This window comes from Enterococcus sp. AZ089 (assembly GCF_050547225.1).
GTDB lineage: Bacteria > Bacillota > Bacilli > Lactobacillales > Enterococcaceae > Enterococcus_D > Enterococcus_D entomosocium.
The window spans coordinates 2,204,851-2,224,164 of sequence record NZ_CP172954.1 but is presented as its reverse complement, the minus strand read 5'-3'; the positions used below and the strand labels follow the sequence as shown (position 1 = coordinate 2,224,164).

17 protein-coding genes and 2 other annotated features (1 of these 19 only partly in view) are annotated in these 19,314 nt (G+C 43.3%); of the genes, 9 read left to right on the top strand and 8 right to left on the bottom strand.

Annotated elements, in window-relative coordinates; all coding sequences use genetic code 11:
- Positions 1-5 precede the first annotated feature (5 nt).
- Positions 6-896, bottom strand: a complete 891-nt coding sequence (locus tag IGJ01_RS10395; protein WP_244731935.1) for a dihydrodipicolinate synthase family protein — start codon at positions 894-896, stop codon at positions 6-8.
- Between the two features lie 336 nt (positions 897-1,232).
- On the opposite strand from IGJ01_RS10395, the gene IGJ01_RS10390 reads away from it, so the two are divergent.
- From IGJ01_RS10390 to IGJ01_RS10380, 3 genes are read left to right on the top strand one after another with little or no spacing between them, the layout of a single operon-like run.
- A complete protein-coding gene (locus tag IGJ01_RS10390; protein WP_008378572.1) occupies positions 1,233-3,065 on the top strand; it encodes a beta-glucoside-specific PTS transporter subunit IIABC in 1,833 nt (610 codons plus the stop codon).
- Between the two features lie 46 nt (positions 3,066-3,111).
- Positions 3,112-4,575 (top strand): glycoside hydrolase family 1 protein, encoded by a 1,464-nt coding sequence (locus tag IGJ01_RS10385; RefSeq protein ID WP_008378571.1) that lies wholly within the window; start codon positions 3,112-3,114, stop codon positions 4,573-4,575.
- Positions 4,576-4,595: 20 nt separating this feature from the next.
- A complete protein-coding gene (locus IGJ01_RS10380) occupies positions 4,596-5,444 on the top strand; it encodes a PRD domain-containing protein (protein ID WP_244731931.1) in 849 nt (282 codons plus the stop codon).
- 67 nt (positions 5,445-5,511) lie between these two features.
- Here IGJ01_RS10380 and IGJ01_RS10375 read toward each other — a convergent pair whose 3' ends face one another.
- Entirely contained in the window at positions 5,512-5,913 is a 402-nt protein-coding gene (locus IGJ01_RS10375) for an HIT family protein (protein ID WP_254905026.1), read from the bottom strand.
- Between the two features lie 173 nt (positions 5,914-6,086).
- Between IGJ01_RS10375 and IGJ01_RS10370 the strand changes: the two genes are divergently transcribed.
- From IGJ01_RS10370 to IGJ01_RS10355, 4 genes are all read left to right on the top strand, one after another.
- Positions 6,087-7,067: an aldo/keto reductase gene (locus IGJ01_RS10370; protein ID WP_005235260.1), complete on the top strand. Its 981-nt coding sequence runs from the start codon at positions 6,087-6,089 to the stop codon at positions 7,065-7,067.
- A 75-nt stretch (positions 7,068-7,142) separates the two neighbouring features.
- Complete coding sequence (locus IGJ01_RS10365) at positions 7,143-7,547, top strand: MerR family transcriptional regulator (protein WP_005235261.1); 405 nt, start codon at positions 7,143-7,145, stop codon at positions 7,545-7,547.
- A gap of 66 nt (positions 7,548-7,613) precedes the next feature.
- Complete coding sequence (locus tag IGJ01_RS10360; protein WP_244731927.1) at positions 7,614-8,174, top strand: NAD(P)H-binding protein; 561 nt, start codon at positions 7,614-7,616, stop codon at positions 8,172-8,174.
- A gap of 168 nt (positions 8,175-8,342) precedes the next feature.
- Positions 8,343-8,960: a YitT family protein gene (locus IGJ01_RS10355; RefSeq protein WP_008378566.1), complete on the top strand. Its 618-nt coding sequence runs from the start codon at positions 8,343-8,345 to the stop codon at positions 8,958-8,960.
- A 52-nt stretch (positions 8,961-9,012) separates the two neighbouring features.
- Here IGJ01_RS10355 and IGJ01_RS10350 read toward each other — a convergent pair whose 3' ends face one another.
- The 4 genes from IGJ01_RS10350 to IGJ01_RS10335 are packed head-to-tail and all read right to left on the bottom strand — an operon-like array spanning position 9,013 to position 12,092.
- A complete protein-coding gene (locus tag IGJ01_RS10350; RefSeq protein WP_086332476.1) occupies positions 9,013-9,777 on the bottom strand; it encodes an ABC transporter permease in 765 nt (254 codons plus the stop codon).
- Complete coding sequence (locus IGJ01_RS10345; RefSeq protein WP_008378547.1) at positions 9,774-10,685, bottom strand: ABC transporter ATP-binding protein; 912 nt, start codon at positions 10,683-10,685, stop codon at positions 9,774-9,776. The genes IGJ01_RS10350 and IGJ01_RS10345 overlap by 4 nt, the downstream gene beginning before the upstream one ends.
- The gene (locus IGJ01_RS10340) at positions 10,682-10,909 is read right to left on the bottom strand and encodes a PLD nuclease N-terminal domain-containing protein (protein ID WP_005235274.1); all 228 of its coding nucleotides are present in this window, start codon (positions 10,907-10,909) and stop codon (positions 10,682-10,684) included. The genes IGJ01_RS10345 and IGJ01_RS10340 overlap by 4 nt, the downstream gene beginning before the upstream one ends.
- 13 nt (positions 10,910-10,922) lie before the next feature.
- On the bottom strand, positions 10,923-12,092 hold the full coding sequence (locus IGJ01_RS10335) for a helix-turn-helix domain-containing protein (RefSeq protein WP_430601043.1): 1,170 nt from the start codon (positions 12,090-12,092) through the stop codon (positions 10,923-10,925).
- A 167-nt stretch (positions 12,093-12,259) separates the two neighbouring features.
- Between IGJ01_RS10335 and IGJ01_RS10330 the strand changes: the two genes are divergently transcribed.
- Complete coding sequence (locus IGJ01_RS10330; RefSeq protein ID WP_086373064.1) at positions 12,260-13,426, top strand: glycerate kinase family protein; 1,167 nt, start codon at positions 12,260-12,262, stop codon at positions 13,424-13,426.
- A gap of 69 nt (positions 13,427-13,495) precedes the next feature.
- Here IGJ01_RS10330 and IGJ01_RS10325 read toward each other — a convergent pair whose 3' ends face one another.
- On the bottom strand, positions 13,496-13,834 hold the full coding sequence (locus tag IGJ01_RS10325) for a RidA family protein (protein ID WP_008378531.1): 339 nt from the start codon (positions 13,832-13,834) through the stop codon (positions 13,496-13,498).
- Between the two features lie 269 nt (positions 13,835-14,103).
- On the opposite strand from IGJ01_RS10325, the gene IGJ01_RS10320 reads away from it, so the two are divergent.
- Complete coding sequence (locus IGJ01_RS10320) at positions 14,104-16,668, top strand: HAD-IC family P-type ATPase (RefSeq protein WP_086299354.1); 2,565 nt, start codon at positions 14,104-14,106, stop codon at positions 16,666-16,668.
- 16 nt (positions 16,669-16,684) lie between these two features.
- Here IGJ01_RS10320 and IGJ01_RS10315 read toward each other — a convergent pair whose 3' ends face one another.
- Positions 16,685-18,136, bottom strand: coding sequence for a helix-turn-helix domain-containing protein (locus tag IGJ01_RS10315; RefSeq protein WP_005235280.1), 1,452 nt, complete (start codon positions 18,134-18,136; stop codon positions 16,685-16,687).
- An 812-nt stretch (positions 18,137-18,948) separates the two neighbouring features.
- Positions 18,949-19,161, top strand: a binding site (T-box leader).
- 66 nt (positions 19,162-19,227) lie between these two features.
- Positions 19,228-19,314 (top strand) — a binding site (T-box leader); it runs 159 nt beyond the window's last position.

The window sequence follows — 19,314 nt, the reverse complement described above, 5'->3', positions numbered from 1 at the left end:
CTTTCTTATGCTAGATGAGGGGGAATTGAGCCAGTGCCAAACCGATCACTCGTTTCTAGACCTAGCGGCTGACGACAAAAGCCAAAGGGCTGTCCATCAATGGTGATTTGCTGCTTGAGCCACGGAAGGTAACTGATGGTATCTGTTGGATCGCCGGCAGCTGCTTGTTCCATTTTCTGCCATTCATCCGACGTAGAAATCGTTGCAGCACCTTTGAGTAACCCTTGCCAAATCACCTGGATCTCCTCGGGACAAAGGTTTCCTGCCATTGATGACAGCCCGTTAAACCCTAGTGCGACCTTTTCCGCCAAGTCCGCTTCACCACCAGCATAAAAACGAAAATCGGCAGCCGTCTTTGTTTTTAGTTGAGGCACTCGCTCCTTACTGCCAGCTTCTTTTGAGCCGATCACCCGAGGGTCAGCGATCAAGGTCAAGAGACTTTCTGCAGATAAATCAAAGCCCGTGCGGCGGGGATTGTTGTATAAAATAACTGGTTTTTCGCAAGTATGGATCAATCCCTGAGCATAGAGGACGGCTTCCTTTTGGGTCAGGCAAAGATAAGGGGGAAAGCCTAAAACCACACCATCGATTCGGGGATTTTTGCTGATTGTTTCTGCCAACGCGAGCGTTTCATGAAATACAATGCCAGCTAAACCGAAGAGAACTTCGAAATCGGCTGCCCAGCTGGTTTCTTGCGCTAAGGCATGTAGAAGCTGTTTTTTTTCTGTTAAAGTCAATGAATGCTGTTCACCGGTGGAGCCACACACCAAAACCGATTTGATCCCTTGCTTTTGCAGTTGCAAGATATGAGCGATCGTCCTTTTCGTGTCAAGTCTTTCTACATGATCAAATGCTGTTGGGACGGCAACATGCAGTGAGTGATTCAATGAAGTCATCCGATTCATCCTTTCTTGTGATACGTTTAGCCAGCGATGTTCTTCTTGCTTCTGGTGCAAGCCAAGGAAGACGAAATAACTGATTATCCACTAAGTGTAGCAAACTTCTCGTTTCAGCAAAAGGCTTAGCAAAATATTTTTAAAACGGTGGTTGCGTTTTCAAATAAAGCATGGTATTATGCAAGTAATAAAACAGGCATGTGACTGGTAATGCAGGCAGGACCTATAAAAAACATGGAAGGGATCGTTGGATTCCGTTCAATGTTTTTGTAGGTGCTGCCTGCTTTTTTCTTTGTTTGGCCAACAAAGGAAAACTAATTAAAGGAGAAGAAAATTATGAATGTAAAAGAAACGGCAACTGCCATCGTTGAGTTGATTGGCGGAAAAGAAAATATCGCACATTTGGAACATTGCTCCACACGCTTGCGCTTTACCTTAAAAGACAATAGCCTCGTACAAAAAGATGCCTTGGAAAAAGTCGATGGCGTGATTGGGGTGCGACAAAATGTCCAATGCCAAGTCATCATCGGCAATGATGTCGTCGAAGTGTATGATGAGGTTATGAACGTGTTAGGTCATGAGCTAACAGCGGATGGAGGAAGTGAAGGCAAACAAAAACAATCGTGGGGTGCGGTCCTGCTTGATTTTATTATCTCGATTTTTCAACCGTTGATTCCAGCGGTCGCTGGTGGGGGCGTCTTGAAATCCTTACTGCTACTTGCTTCTGTCACTGGATTGATGGACAATACCAGCCAAACGTATCAAATTTTGAATCTGATCGGTGGCGCACCATTGTATTTCTTACCGATTTTAGTGGCGATCACCACGGCAAATAAATTAAAGGTCAACCAATTGGTGGCGGTTTCCGCTGTCGGTGCCTTGATTTTGCCTGAACTAACAACACTATTGACAGATGGCGCAGCTTTCATGGGCTTCGGTTTACAAAATATCGCTTATGCGTCACAAGTATTTCCAGCCATTTTAACGGTTTTATTTTACGCTCAAATTGAAAAACTGTTTACCCGAATCTCACCAAAACCGATCCGTATCTTCTTTGTTCCAATGATGAGCTTAGTTATTACGGTTCCAGTTGCTTTATTGATTTTAGGCCCATTAGGCTTTGAAGTCGGAACGATTTTCTCAGCAGCGATTATTTGGCTGTATGCCCATTTAGGTTGGGTGGCAACGGGGATCTTAGCCGCTGTTTTACCATTGATGGTGGTTACCGGTATGCACAAAGCTATGATTCCTTATGCTGTTTCGTCCATGAGTGAGATGGGGGCAGAGCTGTTATACTTACCTGCCTCATTGGCACATAACATCGCAGAAGCCGGTGCTTGTTTTGCGGTGAGTGTTCGGACCAAAGACCAAAAACTTCGTTCAACCGCTGTTTCTGCAGGCATCTCCGCCCTTTTTGGCATAACCGAGCCTGCTTTGTATGGGGTGACGATCCTGCACAAACGAGTGCTTTACGGCGTGATGGCTTCCAGCCTAGTTGGTGGTGCAGTGGCTGGGTTATTTGCCATCAAGGCCTTCGCATTAGTTGGTCCCGGTCTAGCAAGTATCACTATGTTCGTCGATGAAGCCAACCCGATGAATCTTGTGTGGGCATTAGTCACGTTAGGGGTATCCTTTACTGTTTCCTTCGTCCTTGTCCTTTTCTTATTCAAAGACAAAACAGTGGAAAATAAGACGACAGTTGCCGATCCGAAAGCCGAAGTATTGAGTAAACCAGTAGAAGGCCAAGTGGTAGCCCTATCTGAAGTCAACGATGAAGTCTTTTCAAGCGGTATGATCGGAGAAGGTTTCGGGATCATCCCGACGTCTGGCGAATTGATCGCACCAGAAGATGGCGAAATCACGATGTTGTTTGAAACCAACCATGCGATCGGGTTAAAAACTCGTAATGGCGCAGAATTGCTCTTTCATATCGGCTTGGATACCGTTCAATTAGAAGGCAAACACTTTACCCCTTACGTGAAAGCGGGGGATCAAGTGAAACAAGGGCAACCCCTGATTCAATTTGATCTAGATGCCATCAAAGCAGCTGGGTTTGATCCAATCGTGATCTGTGTGGTCACCAATCAAGAGAACTTTACTGTCAAACCGATCGAATCAACCGATGAGCGCAACGAACAAGGTGTTTTATCGATTGCACCGATCGTCTAAACCAATGAGCAATGCAACAAAAACAATGTAAAAGGGGATTGAAAAAATGACTGAAACAACTTTTCCAAAGGACTTCTTATGGGGTGGCGCTATCGCCGCAAATCAAGTAGAAGGGGGATGGAATCTTGGGGGCAAAGGCTTGTCGGTAGCGGATGTGGCTACTTACAAACCTCATGTCGACGTGAAAAACTTTGCAGCACATATGAGCGTGACTGTTGAAGCCGTCAAAGAAGCAATGGCGGATTCAACGGATACCATCTATCCAAAACGCCGAGGGATCGACTTCTATCATCGCTATCCAGAAGATTTGGCTTTATTTGCGGAGATAGGTTTTAAAGTATTGCGTTTATCGATTGCATGGACCCGCTTGTTCCCAACTGGGGAAGAAACGACACCCAATCCAGAAGGGATCGCTTTTTACCGCAATGTCTTCCAAGAAATGCAGCGTTTGGGAATCAAACCGATCGTAACGTTGTCTCACTATGAGATGCCGTTAGCGCTTAGCTTGAAGTACAATGGCTGGGTGGAACGTAAAGTGATCGATGACTTTGTCCGTTTTGCGACCGTTTGCTTTGAAGAATTTGGGGAGTATGTGGAGTATTGGCTGACCTTTAACGAAATCGACAGTATCCATCGTCATCCCTTTACAACAGCAGGTCTCATTCCTGAGCAATCAGAAGCTGGTAAGGAAGAGCAAGACGTGTATCAAGCCCTCCATCACCAATTTGTGGCCAGCTCATTAGTGACAAAAATCGCCCATGAAATAAATCCCGACAACAAAGTCGGCTGTATGATCACGAAGTTGATGACGTATCCATTGACTTGTGACCCATTGGATGTTGAATTAACTTTAAAGAAAAACTTGGAAAATGATTTTTATGCGGACGTTCAAGTCAAAGGTGCTTATCCGCGAATGATTGAAAAAGATCTCGAAAAACGGGGCATCAAGATTGAAATGGCACCAGAAGACCGCCAAATCTTAAAAGATCACACCGTTGATTTTCTTTCTTTCAGTTATTATATGTCTATGGCTGAATCAGGCGACCCACATGCGGAACGGACACCGGGCAATACGGTTTTAGGGGTAAAAAATCCCAAGCTGCCGTCAACTGAATGGGGCTGGCAGATCGATCCTAAAGGCTTGAAAATCTCCTTGCTTTCATTGTATGATCGGTATCAAGTGCCATTGATGATCGTTGAAAATGGTATGGGTGCCGTGGATGTCCTTGAAGACGGTCAAGTGCATGATCCGTATCGGGTCAATTATTTCAAGGCACACTTCAAACAAATGAAGGAAGCCATCGATGAAGGAGTCGATTTGATTGGTTATACTTCATGGGCACCGATCGATCTGGTCAGTGCTGGGACGTCACAAGTGACGAAACGCTACGGCTTCATTTATGTGGATGCCGATGATGAAGGAAACGGCAGTTATGACCGTTTGAAAAAAGATTCCTTCGATTGGTACAAAGAAGTGATCGCTACCAATGGCGCAAGTTTGGCAGAATAAACAGTGAGGAGCGAGAGTGCATGATTTACATCAAGAAAGTCTTAAATTCAAGTGTCGTACTTGTTGATAAGGAAGGCCAGGAAATGATTGCACTTGGGAAGGGGATCGGCTATGGAAAGAAAGTCGGCGACAGCATAGCCGATACCCAGATCGATCAAGTTTTTCTGCCAATCGATGAAAAAAAATCGGGTCAGTTTGCCGATTTGGTAGATGAGATTCCGTTGTACTATTTTGAAATGACCAAAGAAATCGTTCAGCTGGCGCAAAAAATGCTGCCCTATCCGCTAAATTCAACGATTTACCTTACCTTATCGGATCACTTGCACTTTGCTGTGGAACGTCAGCAAAAAGGCTTGAGTGTGACGAATCGACTCTATTGGGAAATCAAGAATTACTATACGGAGGAATTTCGAGCCGCCGAACAGGCACTACGCTTGTTGAAAGAGAAGTATCAAATTGATCTGCCGGAAGAAGAAGCCTCCAATATCGCGTTTCATTTGATCAATGCCCAGTCGAACACCGAGGAAAATCAAGATGGGTTGAAAAAAGCCAAATTGATCGGGTTGATCGTCAATATGGTACGCTACTCGATCCAGCAAGACGTCAACACCAATTCGATCCATTATAATCGCTTTATCACCCACGTGCGTTTCTTCGTTGACCGGTTCTTTTTGGATGGTCTGCTGCAAGAAGAAGACGAAGGACTATACCGTCAAATGTGGGCTCTTTATCCAAATGCTATGGAGATCGCGACAAAAGTCAAAGCCTATATCGATAAAGAATATCAAACGAAGATCCCTGTCAATGAAATCGTCTATCTAGGCGTTCATATCAATCGGTTGATAAACCATTCAGCGATCAATTCCTAAGCGTCCTCATTTTTAACAAACACAAACAAGCCGTTTCCCTTTGCTGGAAGAAACGGCTTGTTTGTATTTAGTAGGCTTGCTTGTCAGGAATCACGCCTCGAACGCCGCCTTTTGGTTCCTCCACGTCGCCTTGGTAGCGTGGGATCAAATGACAATGGCAATGAAAGACCGTCTGTCCGGCAGCCTCCCCGCAATTGAAGCCGATGTTGAAGCCGTCTGGTCGATAGGTTTCCAACAAATAGGCTTTGCCTTCCTGCAACAAAGCCTGCAAGTCTTGTAATTCCTCTTGGGTGAGGGCAAAATAATCCCTTCGATGTTCTTTGGGGATCAATAGCAGGTGTCCAGGGGTGACGGGAAACTTATCAAAGATCGCATAAAAGCGTTCGTTTTCAATGATCGCATGTTTTGAGGCAGTACAAAAAATACAAGTCAAAATCTTCCGCTCCTTTTTCTCAGCTAGATAGCGTATCGATACTTATCTTTAGTGTACCAAAAGCTGATTCGAAATGAAACGCACGACAAAAAGCATGTCATTATGAGTCATTTGCGAGTAAAATGAAAAAAAGTTTGCTGATTCGCTTGACTTAGAGTGCACTTCAACCTGTATGCTTAGTGTAACTTAAAAAACAGGAGGACGAGCAAATGAACTATGTAAAATTTGGCAATACGGGACTTGATGTGTCACCATTATGTTTAGGGACAATGGGATTTGGCGATCCCAATAGTGGCTTTCATGAGTGGGTGTTAGAAGAAGCAGATAGTCGCGAAGTCATCAAAAAAGCCTTGGATCTAGGCATCAACTTTTTTGATACGGCAAATGTCTATTCTTATGGAGCGAGCGAAGAAATCGTCGGTCGAGCATTGAATGATTTTGCTCCGCGGGATGAGATCGTGGTTGCCACAAAACTGTATTCAAAAATGAAGCAACGGCCAAACAGTGGAGGGCTGTCTCGAAAAGCGATCTTTTATCAAGTCGAACAAAGCTTAAAACGCCTACAAATGGACTACATTGATTTGTATATCATCCATCGTTGGGATTACCACACGCCAATTGAAGAAACCATGAAGGCCTTACATGATTTGGTGGTTTCTGGAAAAGTGCGCTATATTGGTGCATCCGCGATGTACGCTTGGCAATTTGCCAAAGCACAAGCAGTTGCAGAGAAAAATGGCTGGACCAAATTTGTTTCGATGCAAAATCACTTAAACTTGCTTTATCGAGAAGAAGAGCGAGAAATGATGCCCTTGTGTGCCGATCAAAAAATTGCCGTGACGCCATATAGTCCTTTGGCTGCTGGACGTTTAACAAGAGATTGGGGTGCAGAGACCAAACGGTACTTAACGGATAAAACCGCCAATCAAAAGTACGACAAAACGATGGAACAAGACCGGGAGATCGTGGCACGAGTCGCAAAGATCGCTGACAATCACCAAAGCAAACGGTCGCAAATCGCCTTGGCTTGGTTATTGCAAAAAGAACAAGTGGTCGCACCAATTATTGGCGCAACAAAAGAAAGCCACTTATTGGATGCTTTACCTGCCCTTGATCTAAAGCTGACTGCCGAAGAGATTGCTTATTTGGAAGAGCCTTACTTGCCTCATGCAGTGGTAGGAGCGGAATAACGAGTAACAAAAGGGCTTCTGGCTCGTAGCATGTAAAACGATCTAGGAAAAAATGCAAAACAAGGAAGTGAAGTCATGAATATCAAAAAAGTCAGTGAACTGAGCGGTGTCTCAGCTGATACCATCCGTTACTATGAAAAAATTGGGCTGATTCCGCCGGTCAAACGCAATAAAAACGGTGTTCGTGAATTTGATGATGACGACTTAAAATGGATCACCTTTACTAGGCAAATGCGTAATGCTGGACTATCGATTGACGGGTTGAGTCATTACCTGGCTTTATTTGAAGAAGGGCGAGGGACGGTTCCTGAGCGCAAGCAGCTCTTAGCAGAACAAATTGCGGTACTCAGGGAGAAAATCTCAGATATGACGGAAGCTGTTGAACGTTTAGAATACAAACTAGAACATTACGACGAGCATGTTCTGCCGACAGAAGAACGATTGCGTCAACGAAAAGCCAATTTGGTCACTAAGTCTTAATGACTGAATTCTCTACTATGGAAATTGAAACGTTCTGCTCAATGGAATCCAATAGAAAGGAAGCTTATGAAACGACTTGCGATTTTAGGTGCTGCTGGAACGATTGGGCAGCTGACACGCCAAACACTTTTAGAAAGAACCAATTTCTCCCTAGTACTCTATGCCCGCCAGGCAACGGAGCGTTTGCAACAGATTGATGCTGCGCGTGAGACGATCATTGATGGTGACTTTCTCGATTTAGGGCGACTCGTTCGGGCATTGCAAGGTTGCCAGTCGGTTTTTTTGACGGATATCCATGATCCGCGGGCAACGCTGCGGGTGGTCGAGGCGATGAAATTAGCAGAGGTCAGCCAATTGATCAGTGTCGCACCAGAAAGAAACCTTTGTCATCCAGAGGCATTAAAGCAATTGGTGTCCGCAACTGATCTTTCCCTTTCCCCGAAAAAGCATCAGCTGTTATTGCAGCAAAAAAATCGCTTGATGTCCTATCAATTGATTAAAGGATCAGAATTGTCGGTTTACTTTGTTCATTTGCCGTCAGAGAAGAAACGTATGGCGAATAGAAGAGCATGGCGGGAATCTGTTGTAGAAGAAATCCTTTCCGCTTGTGATTGCTGTGCAGCTTAACAGCAATCTTAAAGGAATGAAAAAATAGCAGAATACTTTCTTGAAGGTCAGAATCAATTTTTTCATGTTTTCATGAAAAAATTGGTTCTTTCTTTTACGATTTTTTTGATAGAATAGACAGAAGCTTTTATACATAAAAATAGTTGCCAGATCGAAAGGAGAACGTTGATGGAAACACTTATCAAAAAAAATCTTGCTTTATTGCTTGGGGTGCTATGGATCTGCATCGCATTAAACTTCTTCCTTTTACCTCACAGCATTGCTTCTGCCGGTGTCGGGTCGATTGGCTACCTCATCGAAACTGGCTGGTCGATCAATCGCCATATCGTTGTCTGGGGTATAAATTTATTGATGCTGGCCCTTGCGTTTTTACTTTTGAAACGAGAGGTCTTTGTCAATACGGTTATCGGTAGTTTGGCATTTCCCGTTCTTCTAGCACTTTTACCAGAAATTATGCTGCTGCGCTTTTATTCCATCTCATTGATTTTAGGTAGTTTCTTCTTTAGCTTCGGCATCTTTTCGCTCTACAAAATTGGTGCGTCTAATGGCGGCGTGACGATTCCGCCACTAATTTTGGAAAAATACTATGGCATTCGCAGATCTAGTGGGGTTTTCTTGACCAATTTGATCATCATCTTATTGAACCTTCTGATCTTTTCTTGGCAAGAAGCACTTATTTCTGCCTTTTCAATCTACTTGATTGCCTTCTTCATGCGGCTCTTCATGAGAATCGAACAAAAAATGCAGGCCAAGAAATCTGTGAAAGTCCAAGGAACAGCAAAATAGAGTAACATTTCAGAAGCAAAACATCGGTGCAAAAAATCTTCACCGATGTTTTTTAATATTTTCTTTTTCTTAGAACAGCTATGGAACCAGTCAAACAAGCGATGATCAAAAAGCAAGTTAACAACAGTGCTGGCAGCAGTTCCCCTAGTTTGATTTGGTCGGTTAAGTAGTTAGGAAATTGGCTGGAAAGGGAATATGGATTCCAGTTTGTTACTTGACTCCATAGGTTGCCTAACATGCCCATCAGATAACAGACGCCAATAAACAACAAACCTTGATAGATACTTTTAGCAAAGCTGGAACCTAGCAGCAGGATGCTGATTGCTAGTAAACCGAAAAGCCAATAGCTGACCAAAGCGCTAGGGACTTGAGCAGCGCTGGAATCATCGAAATAAATCATCGTATAAAAAGCACTGACACTGGCACTTAGGAGGTAACTCAAAGACCAAAGAATCATTAAATAGCAAGCTTTTGCTATGACGATCGTGGTTTTTGGTAAGCCTCTGGTGATCAGCTGAATAAAGGTACCCTGATTTATTTCGGCTGAGAGCGTATCGGTAAAAAGAATCACAAATACTAGCAGGCCAATCGTGCCGATGTTGCTGTAAAACTGAAGCCACGCATCGATCGATGTCGGATCAGCAATTGTGATTTCAATCGATTCCGGCATCATACTGGCCATCAGATCTGGCATGATTTTGGCAGTAAAGGGAGAAAGCATACCAATCAGGGCAAACAGGATCAAGCAAATCAGTAGTTTTTTGCTGCGAAGACCGCCGAGAAACTCTTTCTTTAAGAAAACAAGAAACGCATTCATTTGATCACCTCCAAATAAATCGACTCTAACGATGGTTCGATTCTTTGAAAGGATTCTGGGACAATGTGTTGTTCGTTCAGCAATTGTAGCAGCTGTGAACCGATATTGGTTCCAGTTTGTTCATCGATCAGTAATTGATTGTTCTTTCTTTTCGCCGAAATGCCATGGATTGCTAACACTTTGGCAAATTTTAAATGGTCTCCTTCGTCGGTAAAGACAATCCCAAAGACGGTTTTTCGATAACGGTTTTTTAAGGAATCCATCGTTTCGAACGCACGGATCTGACCTTTGTGCAAAATTGCAATATAATCTGACAGCTGTTCGACATCTGCGAGAATATGAGAGGAAAAAAGCACTGTCGTTTCTTCTTTGATTTTTTCCAATACATCAAGAAATGCTTTGCGTCCGAGAGGGTCTAGTGCGGATGTTGGTTCATCACAAATCAAGATGGCGGGGCGGTTGATCAGAGCTTGGGCTAACCCTAGACGTTGCTTCATGCCGCGAGAAAAGCCAGCGATTTTTTGTTTCGAAGCTTCCAGGCCTACCAACTCTAAGACTTCCATCACTCGCTGAGGCTGAAAAGATTCTTTATTTGGCTGAATTTTTCCGCAGAAAGTCAAATATTCTACAGCTGTCATAAAAGAGTAAAACTGCGGCACATCTGGCAAATAGCCGATCCAGCGATTGGTCTTGGTTGAGCCAAATTGTACTGGTTCGCCACAGACAGTGATTTCGCCTTCATCAATAGGGAGTAACCCTAAAATCGCTTTCATGGTGGTTGTTTTGCCGGCGCCGTTTTCCCCTACAAATCCCACGACACTCCCTTTGGGGACCGAAAAGGATAGGTCTTGTAGCACTTGTTTGTGCCCAAAACGTTTGGATAAGTGATTGATCTCGATCATCTTCATTGTTGATCCCCTTTTCCAAAAGCAAAATAAAGGATAGGACCGATCAGGCTAACAAAACAGGCGATGAAGAGCCAAAGAATACGAGAGCCAAACTTAAATTGTTCTTGTTTTAAAATATCTCGAACTGCCAAAACGATCAAGATCAATTGCAAAAGAATCAGAGGGATCAGTATGGGCAAATAATCAGATATATTTTCTGGTACGTTTAGTGAAAAACTATTCATGTGAGTCACTCCTTTACGAATTAGATACTTGTTCAGCCAGATTGCTCAAGCGCTGAAACAACTCTTTAAATGGGGGTTTTTCTTGATACGGTTCAAACAAGGGTGTCAGCTGTGCTATTGCAAGAAATTGTTTTTTGACACTACCTGAGTTACGCGGGATCTGACTCCCTAATTCTAATTCACTGATCCACTCATCGATGCTGTTGAAATAATCATCTCCTTTCAAAACGATTTCCTCTGGAGTAGCTTCTAATGTTTTGACATACAGCGTTAATGCTTGTAACAATAAGCTTTCTTTTCCTAAAGCAGCAAACGAAACCATCCCAGCGGCTAGAAAATTCAGTAAAGAGAGGGGATGCAATTCGGCCAGTTGGAAGCTCTCGCTGAGTGCCAGTCCACGTGCATAGGTTTTTTCCAGTTGCTCCTCGTCTTGTGTGAGCATTGCTAAATAATTCGTTAGCAAACTCATAAAAATAATTAAGTACTGGTAAATCGCACTTTGCGTAACGATCTCAGCTTGTTGCAACTGATTTTTTTGCTGAAATGCTGCGGCAATCAACGGTTCGCTAGGTAAAAAAGAGAGAGTTTTCGTGCCAAGGATCGCCAAGACTTCTTCTGGCTTGTTTCTCATCAGAAGACAATAAGCATCGATCTGTTTCGCTTGTTGTGCCAGCTCACTGTCTCCTTGGTCCATGATCCGTTGGTACAGGGTTTCTGCTTCCTTCAAATAGGTATTTTTCTTTGCTTCCATCAAAGCGTCTTCGTAAGTTTGCCCTTTCGGGACGCCTTCTACGGGGACATCCGGCAACAGATCCCAATGATTCAAGTAAAAGGACCCCATTTGTAATAAGAATGGATAACAAGAGTAATACCGTTTGGTAAAACTTTGAGCAAGAGCGAGAACTTCCGTTGGTGTTTTTGTTTGGAAGGCGTCTTTTAATAATTGGTAGATTCGCTGGATCTCTTTAGGTGATAGGTGCGAATCTAAAATCAATAATTCATCGACGCTGCAATCAAAATACGCCGCTAATAAGGGCAGTGAAGTGATATCTGGATACGTCTGTCCCGTTTCCCATTTTGAAACGGATGCTTTTGACACGTTCATAAATGCTGCTAATTCTTGCTGCGTAACGCCTCTGTGTTTTCTTCTCCGGGCGATTTCCTCGCCAATTGGTAAGTCCATAGTACACCTCCGATAGGTTTGTTTGATATACTTCTATCATAAGAGGAGAAGGGATAACTTACAATGGATTACTAGTTAACTTTTGGTTGATTTGATTAACCATAGGTTGATTATTAACGTAGGTGCCCCCATCTCTGACAAAGAGATGATCTAGAAGGAGAGGCAGAATGATGAAAATTATAGCAGCGATTGATTCCTTCAAAGGAAGCGCCACTTCCGCAGAATTAAATCAAGCGGTCTTAAGCGGGTTTTCAGACCAGTGGGAAAAATGTAGTATTCCCATCGCTGATGGGGGAGAAGGCTCGATGGCAGCAGTTTTTGCTGCGTTTGGAGGCAATTACGAAACGGTTCCAGTGACCGACCCATTAGGTGGTAAGTTGCAAGCCCGTATGTTGGTCACAAAAATCAATGAAGAAAAAATCGCTTTGATTGAATCTGCGGAAGTGATCGGATTGCAACTCGTGGAACCTAGTGACGAGACCACCCGCAATAGCTCTTCTTTTGGTTTAGGCCAAATGGTCTTAGCAGCTTGCAGACAAGGAGTGAAAAAAATTTACCTGACCCTTGGCGGTAGCGGCACTTCTGATGGGGGCGTAGGCTTTTTACTTGCGTTAGGAGCAACCATTCAAAGAAACGTGCGAATGGAAAACAATCCTTTGCTACAGGCAGAATCTCTGGAGCTCAGCCAGTTGAACCCTCTGCTTGCACAAATTGACCTGTTTGCTTTAGCCGATGTAACAAATCCTTATTCAGGTGAACAAGGATTTGCGTCAGTTTTTGGTTCACAGAAAGGGGCAACCAAAGAAACGATCCAGCAGTTGGATCAACAAGCAAAGCGTTTGGCTGAACACATCAAGCGGACCACGGGGATCGATTTGGAAGTCCCTGGTGCTGGTGCAGCTGGGGGCCTTGGTGGTGCGGTTTATTTGGCAGGTGGTCAGTTGGTTCCGGGATTTTCGACGATTGCTTCCTTGATTGGATTTGAGGAAAAAATCAAAGGAGCAGACTTATTGATCACCGGTGAAGGTCGTATCGATGGCCAAACAGCTAGGGGGAAAGTACCCTATGGTGTCGCTTTGATCGCTCAAAAACGCCAACTCCCAATTGTTGCAATCTGTGGCTCCCGAACCGAACGTCTCGGTGAACTGTCGCAATTGCTTCCAACAGTCTTCAGTATCCAACAAGGACCAGTTTCCTTGGCAGAAGCGATGGAAAAAAAGCGAACCTTGATTAATGCTCAACAGATTGCTCAAGCCATCGCCGGCTTTGTGGAGCAGTGGCAAAAAAAGACCGGATCAGCTCCTTCAGAAGTCACTGATTTTCCAACCAAATAAGAAGCAAACACCAAAAAACTTCGTAGGGAAGGCAATCGCCAGTACGAAGTTTTTTGGTGTTGCGCCTTTTTAAGCCAAGGTGGCTTGTGCTTCAATCTCCACTTTAAATTCAGGGGCAACCAAGCCGGCAACGATGACGAGACTCATGGCCGGTTTGTTTTCTGCCAAAATGGTTGTGAATGCCGTACGGACAGCAGCTAAGTAAGCAGCATCCGTTAAAAAGACGGTCATTTTGACCACTGATGACCAAGACAGTTGATTGGCTGATAAATGCTCTTCGATTTTCTTCAAAACGATGGCTGTTTGCTCTTGCGGGTCCTCAGGTGTGGCTCCGTCTTGTGACGGCGTTTGACCAGAAATGAAAAGAAAAGGTCCCTGCGTGATTTTTGTATCGGTATAGATTGCCATTAATTTGGCTCCTTTCTTCTATCTTACCTTTGGATGATAGGGACAGATAGCAATTGATTGGGTGTGTCTTAGTTTACTTGATTACACCTGCAAAAACAATCAACAAACGTTTTCTGTTGGTTTTGTGAAACCACGGGACGAAGCCGCCCTTCCCCTTTAATAAAAACACTCATTTTTTTCAGGCTCCACTGAAATTATCGCCAGAATTTTATGGTTTTAATGTCTTATACTATGTTCAGATCAAATAAATAAACAAGGAGGAAAAAAATATGAATTGGTACAAAAACACAACAGAAGAACTATTACATACGTTGCAAACAACACGGCAGGGCCTTTCCTCCGAAGAACGCAACCAGCGTTTAGCAAAGCAAGGTGAAAATAAAATTACTGAGGCTGCGCAGATCCCTACATGGAAGAAAGTCGGCAAGCATTTTACAGACTTACTGATGTTGGTCTTAATCGTCGCAGCCGTTTTAAAAGGGGTTTCGGGTGATTATATCGAAAGCGGCATTATTATGGCGGTCGTCGTCATCAATGGATTAGTCGGCTACTGGCAAGAGCGTAAAGCCCAAGAGTCACTGGATGGGTTGAAGCAATTCATGGGGCAAGAAGCAACAATTTATGTTCATGGCCGCAAGAAGAAAATTGCTGTTTCTTCCTTAGTAAACGGAGATTTAGTCGTTTTAGGACCAGGAGATGTCGTACCAGCAGATATGCGCTTGATCGAAACCCATGATCTTGTGATTGAAGAGTCTATCTTAACCGGCGAATCTGAGCCAGTTCAAAAAATGACCGAACCCATTACTCAAGAAAGTACGATTGGTGACCAGCGGAACATGGCGTTTTCTGGTACCCATGTAGAAAGCGGAACTGCCAGCGGGATCGTCGTTGAAACAGGAGACGATACACAAATCGGCCAGATCAATCAAGCAATTCAGTCTGTGAAAGCGCAAGAAACCCCGTTGATCAAAAAAATGAAGCAATTGAATCACCAAATCTTTAAAGGCATTATCGGATTAGTGATTTTCTTGATCTTCTTTACTACCTTCCGCTACGGCTTTGATCTTGATCTCTTGTTCTCATCAGGTATCGCATTAGTTGTAGCAATGATTCCTGAGGGCTTGCCAGCCGTGCTGACCATGATTTTATCGATGGGTGTCAAGGAAATGTCTGAGGAGCAAGCAATCATCAAAACGATGCCATCAGTGGAGACACTAGGTGCCATGACGGTGATTTGTTCAGACAAAACAGGAACCTTGACCAAAAATGAAATGACGGTCGTCGATGTCTTAGTTGAGTCAAACGTGGATAAAGCAACGGTGCTTGATATCATGGCAAATTGTCAAGATTTGAAGCAAGACGAAGGACAAAAGGCGGCTGAACTCGTTGGAAACCCAACCGAAAAAGCCTTGTTACAATACGCAGAATTAGCGCAGCAACCATTGCGTAAAACAGTCGATAAAATTCCTTTTAGTTCCTCTTACAAGTACATGGCAACACGCCATCAAAATCAAGAAGAGCCGAATGACTCGGTAGTGTTTGTCAAGGGTGCGCCCGAAGTGTTGCTTGAGAAAAGCCAACTGACTTCAGATCAAAAGCAATGGTGGTTAGATGAAAGTGCAAAATTAGCAGCGAAAGGGCAGCGACTGATCGGCTTTGCGCATCTGACGCTGTCGGCACAGGAGTCCTTGTCCCACGAAGCACTCATCAATTTAACCTTTGTTGGGATCGCTGGCATCATTGATCCTCCGAAAGACAGTGCCATCAAAGCAGTAAAAGAGTGCTTGCAAGCGGGCATCCAAGTCAAAATGATCACAGGAGATCATGGCAAGACCGCTCAAGCTATCGGCAAGCAAATTGGATTGAAGCACACGAATCACGTGTTGGAAGGGCTGGAAATCGATCTGCTGTCTGAGGAGGAGTTGCAGCAAGCAGTCCAAAAGACAGATATCTTTGCTCGAACGACCCCAGAGCATAAATTACGGATCGTTAGTGCTTTGCAGGCGAATGAAGAGATTGTCGGAATGACCGGCGATGGTGTAAACGATGCACCAGCGCTGAAAAAAGCCGACATTGGGATCGCTATGGGGATCAAAGGCAGTGAAGTAACCAAGCAAGCAGCCGATATGGTTTTGGCAGACGATAATTTTCATACGATCGCCAATGCCGTCCGAGTGGGTCGACGGATCTACGATAATTTGAAGAAAACCATCAACTTCTTCTTACCAACGGCTGTTGCACAAGGATTGATCGTTATTGCGGCACTCTTGTTGAACCGACCACTGCCACTGACACCTGTACAAATTTTATGGGTAAATATGGTGACAACCATCACGCTTTCTTACGCACTCGGTTTTGAGAAGGCAAGTGCGGATGTCATGAATCGACCACCACGGCCAATCAAAGAAGGTATCTTATCTTGGTACAGTCTGTTCCGCATCTTCTATGTCTCGCTGTTAATCATGATTCCTTCCTACGTCTTAGCGATTCAGTTTGAAGGAACGGTCCTTCAACAAAGCATGCTACTGCAAAGTATCGTCTTTGCTCAAGCAGTCTACTTACTGAACTGTCGTGAGCTGGTAAAGCCGGCGTTGAATCGCCAACTCTTTGCCAATAAAGCACTCTTAGTCTCCCTGGCACTACTGATTGTATTGCAGGCAGCGATTTTCCTAACACCTATCGGACACCAGCTTTTAGGGATTGGTTCTTTGACGCTGATGCAGCAGTTGAGTATTGCAGCCAACGGGGCACTTCTTTTCACAGTCGTCGAAGGTGAGAAATTTATTACAAACAAGCTGCAAGGACGTCAAAAAGCTGCCCCAGTGAAACAATAAAGGCAGCTTGATGATTCTAGTGATAACTTAAATAATAGGTTTGAATGAGCTCAGTCACTTGATTGAGCTCATTTTTGGTCGGTACCATCGATAAATAAAAGACTGGGACAGGGGCATCATCTAATGGGAAGTTTGACAAAACAAAATCAACGTCGGTTGCCGATAGCCCTTCTAGTTGACCTGGTTCGATCGCCGATAGTAGAATACGTGCTCCGAGAAAGTCATTCAATTCTTGCATAAGGTAAGCTTTCCATGCTGGCTCCCCTTGAAAGATAAAGTATCCCTTTGCCCGGATAGGGTTGATTTGTAAAATAGCCTGTTGGATCAACAAGGTGGTGGTTGACCATAAAGGAAAACTCGTTTCCCTTTGACTGTTTGTCTGTTCTTCTAAAAAGTCATGGATCGTTGCTTCTATCGGTAGCGAATAGGGCTGATTCAAGCGCTGGATCTCGTGAAATTCTAACCCAAACCATTCTGAAAGTTTGGCAGACTCTTGCGTTTTGATCAAGAGCAGCAACAGATTCTCAATCAGCTGCGTCCCGCTAGCGAGAGGTAGCTGCAACGAGCGGGCTAATTGTTCGACAAAATGGGTCGTTTTATCGTGAATGGTTTGATACGTTTCAAGAGTCGCTTGAATCGTTTGGGACCAATCGTTATTGTAGTTCCAGCTTTCTAAAAAACAGTAGAAGCTAAAGAAGTGTTCGCTGCATTCTAAATATACGCCTTCTTTTTGGTAGAGATAACTTAATGGCTGTTGGAAAAGACCGTAGAGGGGATCATCCCCATTAAATTCGAAGGAATCCATGCGGCAATTGGCCTTGATACGGATTGTATTGATAAAAAACCAGCAAGTACCGAAGATTTGTTCTACGTCGATTTGGAGTTTATCTTTGCCCAGACGCTGTAAAAAATGTTGATAGTGGGACTCATGAATTGTATATTCCTCAAAAAAGTAATTGTTATGGGTATAAGGCAGTAAAAGTCGATGGAAAAAGACCCGAATATTGATCTCACTTCCTTCAAAGCGGATCACGCGATTTGTGATGCGAATCCGTAAGGAAAAATCCGTCAAACTTTTATTTAATTTTGTAATATGCCGCCGCAAAGTTTCATAGGAAGTTCCCGCTTGGCCAAGAATTTCTTGCGTGCTAAGTTCGCTGGAAAAAAGCAATGCTTTCATTAAAGAAACACCGATCGATTGAGGGAAAAACGTTTCCCATAGCTGACTCATCAACAATGGCCCATCATGGGTCAAAGCAAAGCCATTACTGGCGGCTTCAATCTGCCAACCTTCGGGTAATTGTTGACGAATATAGGTTATATCAGAAAAAACCGTTCGTTCCGTCGTATCGATCAATTTTGCTAGTTGCTTGGCAGTGATCATTTTGTGATTCGCCAGTTGTTCCAAGAGAAGGATCTGACGTAATAAATCCTTCTCGGTAATGATTTTTTTCATCATCCCATCCATGACAAAAACTTCCTTTCTGAGTCTTTCGTGTTCTTTTTGATTTTATACGAAAAAGGCAAGTTTTGCTATTTCCAATTCACCGAATGATGTTTTTCTATTAAAAAAGATGGAATGGGTATCCTTCTGAGTAACTGTCTAAAGGAATGAGGTTTTTTATGTGTTTTAACGGTTAGAGGTCTATCATATGTTCGTATTTCTTCATTCGCAAATACAAAGAATAACTTTCTTTCGATAATTTTATTTTTGAGGAAAAAAGACTCTTTTTGCGAGAGGCGTAGAGTTTTCGATGGAGAGCAGAGTCGATGATCCATTCAATTTCTGCTTGTTCTTCCTCTGATAAATCGGCATTTTTCTCATTGGATTGAATGAGAGAGTAAGTAAATTCTAAGCAGCTCATTTTATAAATAAAGGTGGAGAAATATAATTTGTCTATGTGCATTTAATCACCCTTTCTTATATCCGGTTCAATCATATAGAATAATATTTTGAATAACAATTCTGTTTTTTCATGATGTCATGAAAATTTTGGGTAAATGTCTATTTTTTGGTAAAAGATAGCGAATATTTCGTAGCTTGATCTTCACGAAAGGGTTATAAAAAAACAAATATTATTTAAATGGATCAGCAACTATAATTAAGTAATCTGAAAGAAGTGAAGGGCATTTTTGGCCTAAAGAATGTGTCGTCATTTTGGTTAAGACAAACCGTTGCAGGATGTTTTCTTGTTTTGTCAAAAGGAGTCAAAAAAATAAAATTCGCTTTTTCCTGTTGACAGATCAACAAAAGCCGCGTAATATAGCTACCAATAACTCATTAAGACTAGACAAAAGAGAAGTATGAGGACGTTCGTCTTGCAGAGAGCTGATGGTGGTGCAAATCAGCAGATTGACGCTTCAGAAATGGACTTTTGTGTCGAAAGGCTGAAATCAGTAGGCTTTTTCCGGGAACTCCCGTTACAGAGAACGATCGTTGATAGACGATCTAGAGAACCAATTGAGGTGGCACCGTGAGTAATCGCCCTCAGGCAGACAAGTTTGTTTGCCTGAGGGCTTTTTTGTTTTTCTTGCCCTTCAACCAATAAAAAAATAAACGTAAAATCAAACTAAGAGAAGTACTTGAGTCTTTTTTGGTTACAGAAAGTCGGCGGTGATGAGAGTCCGGCACCAAGAAATCAAGGA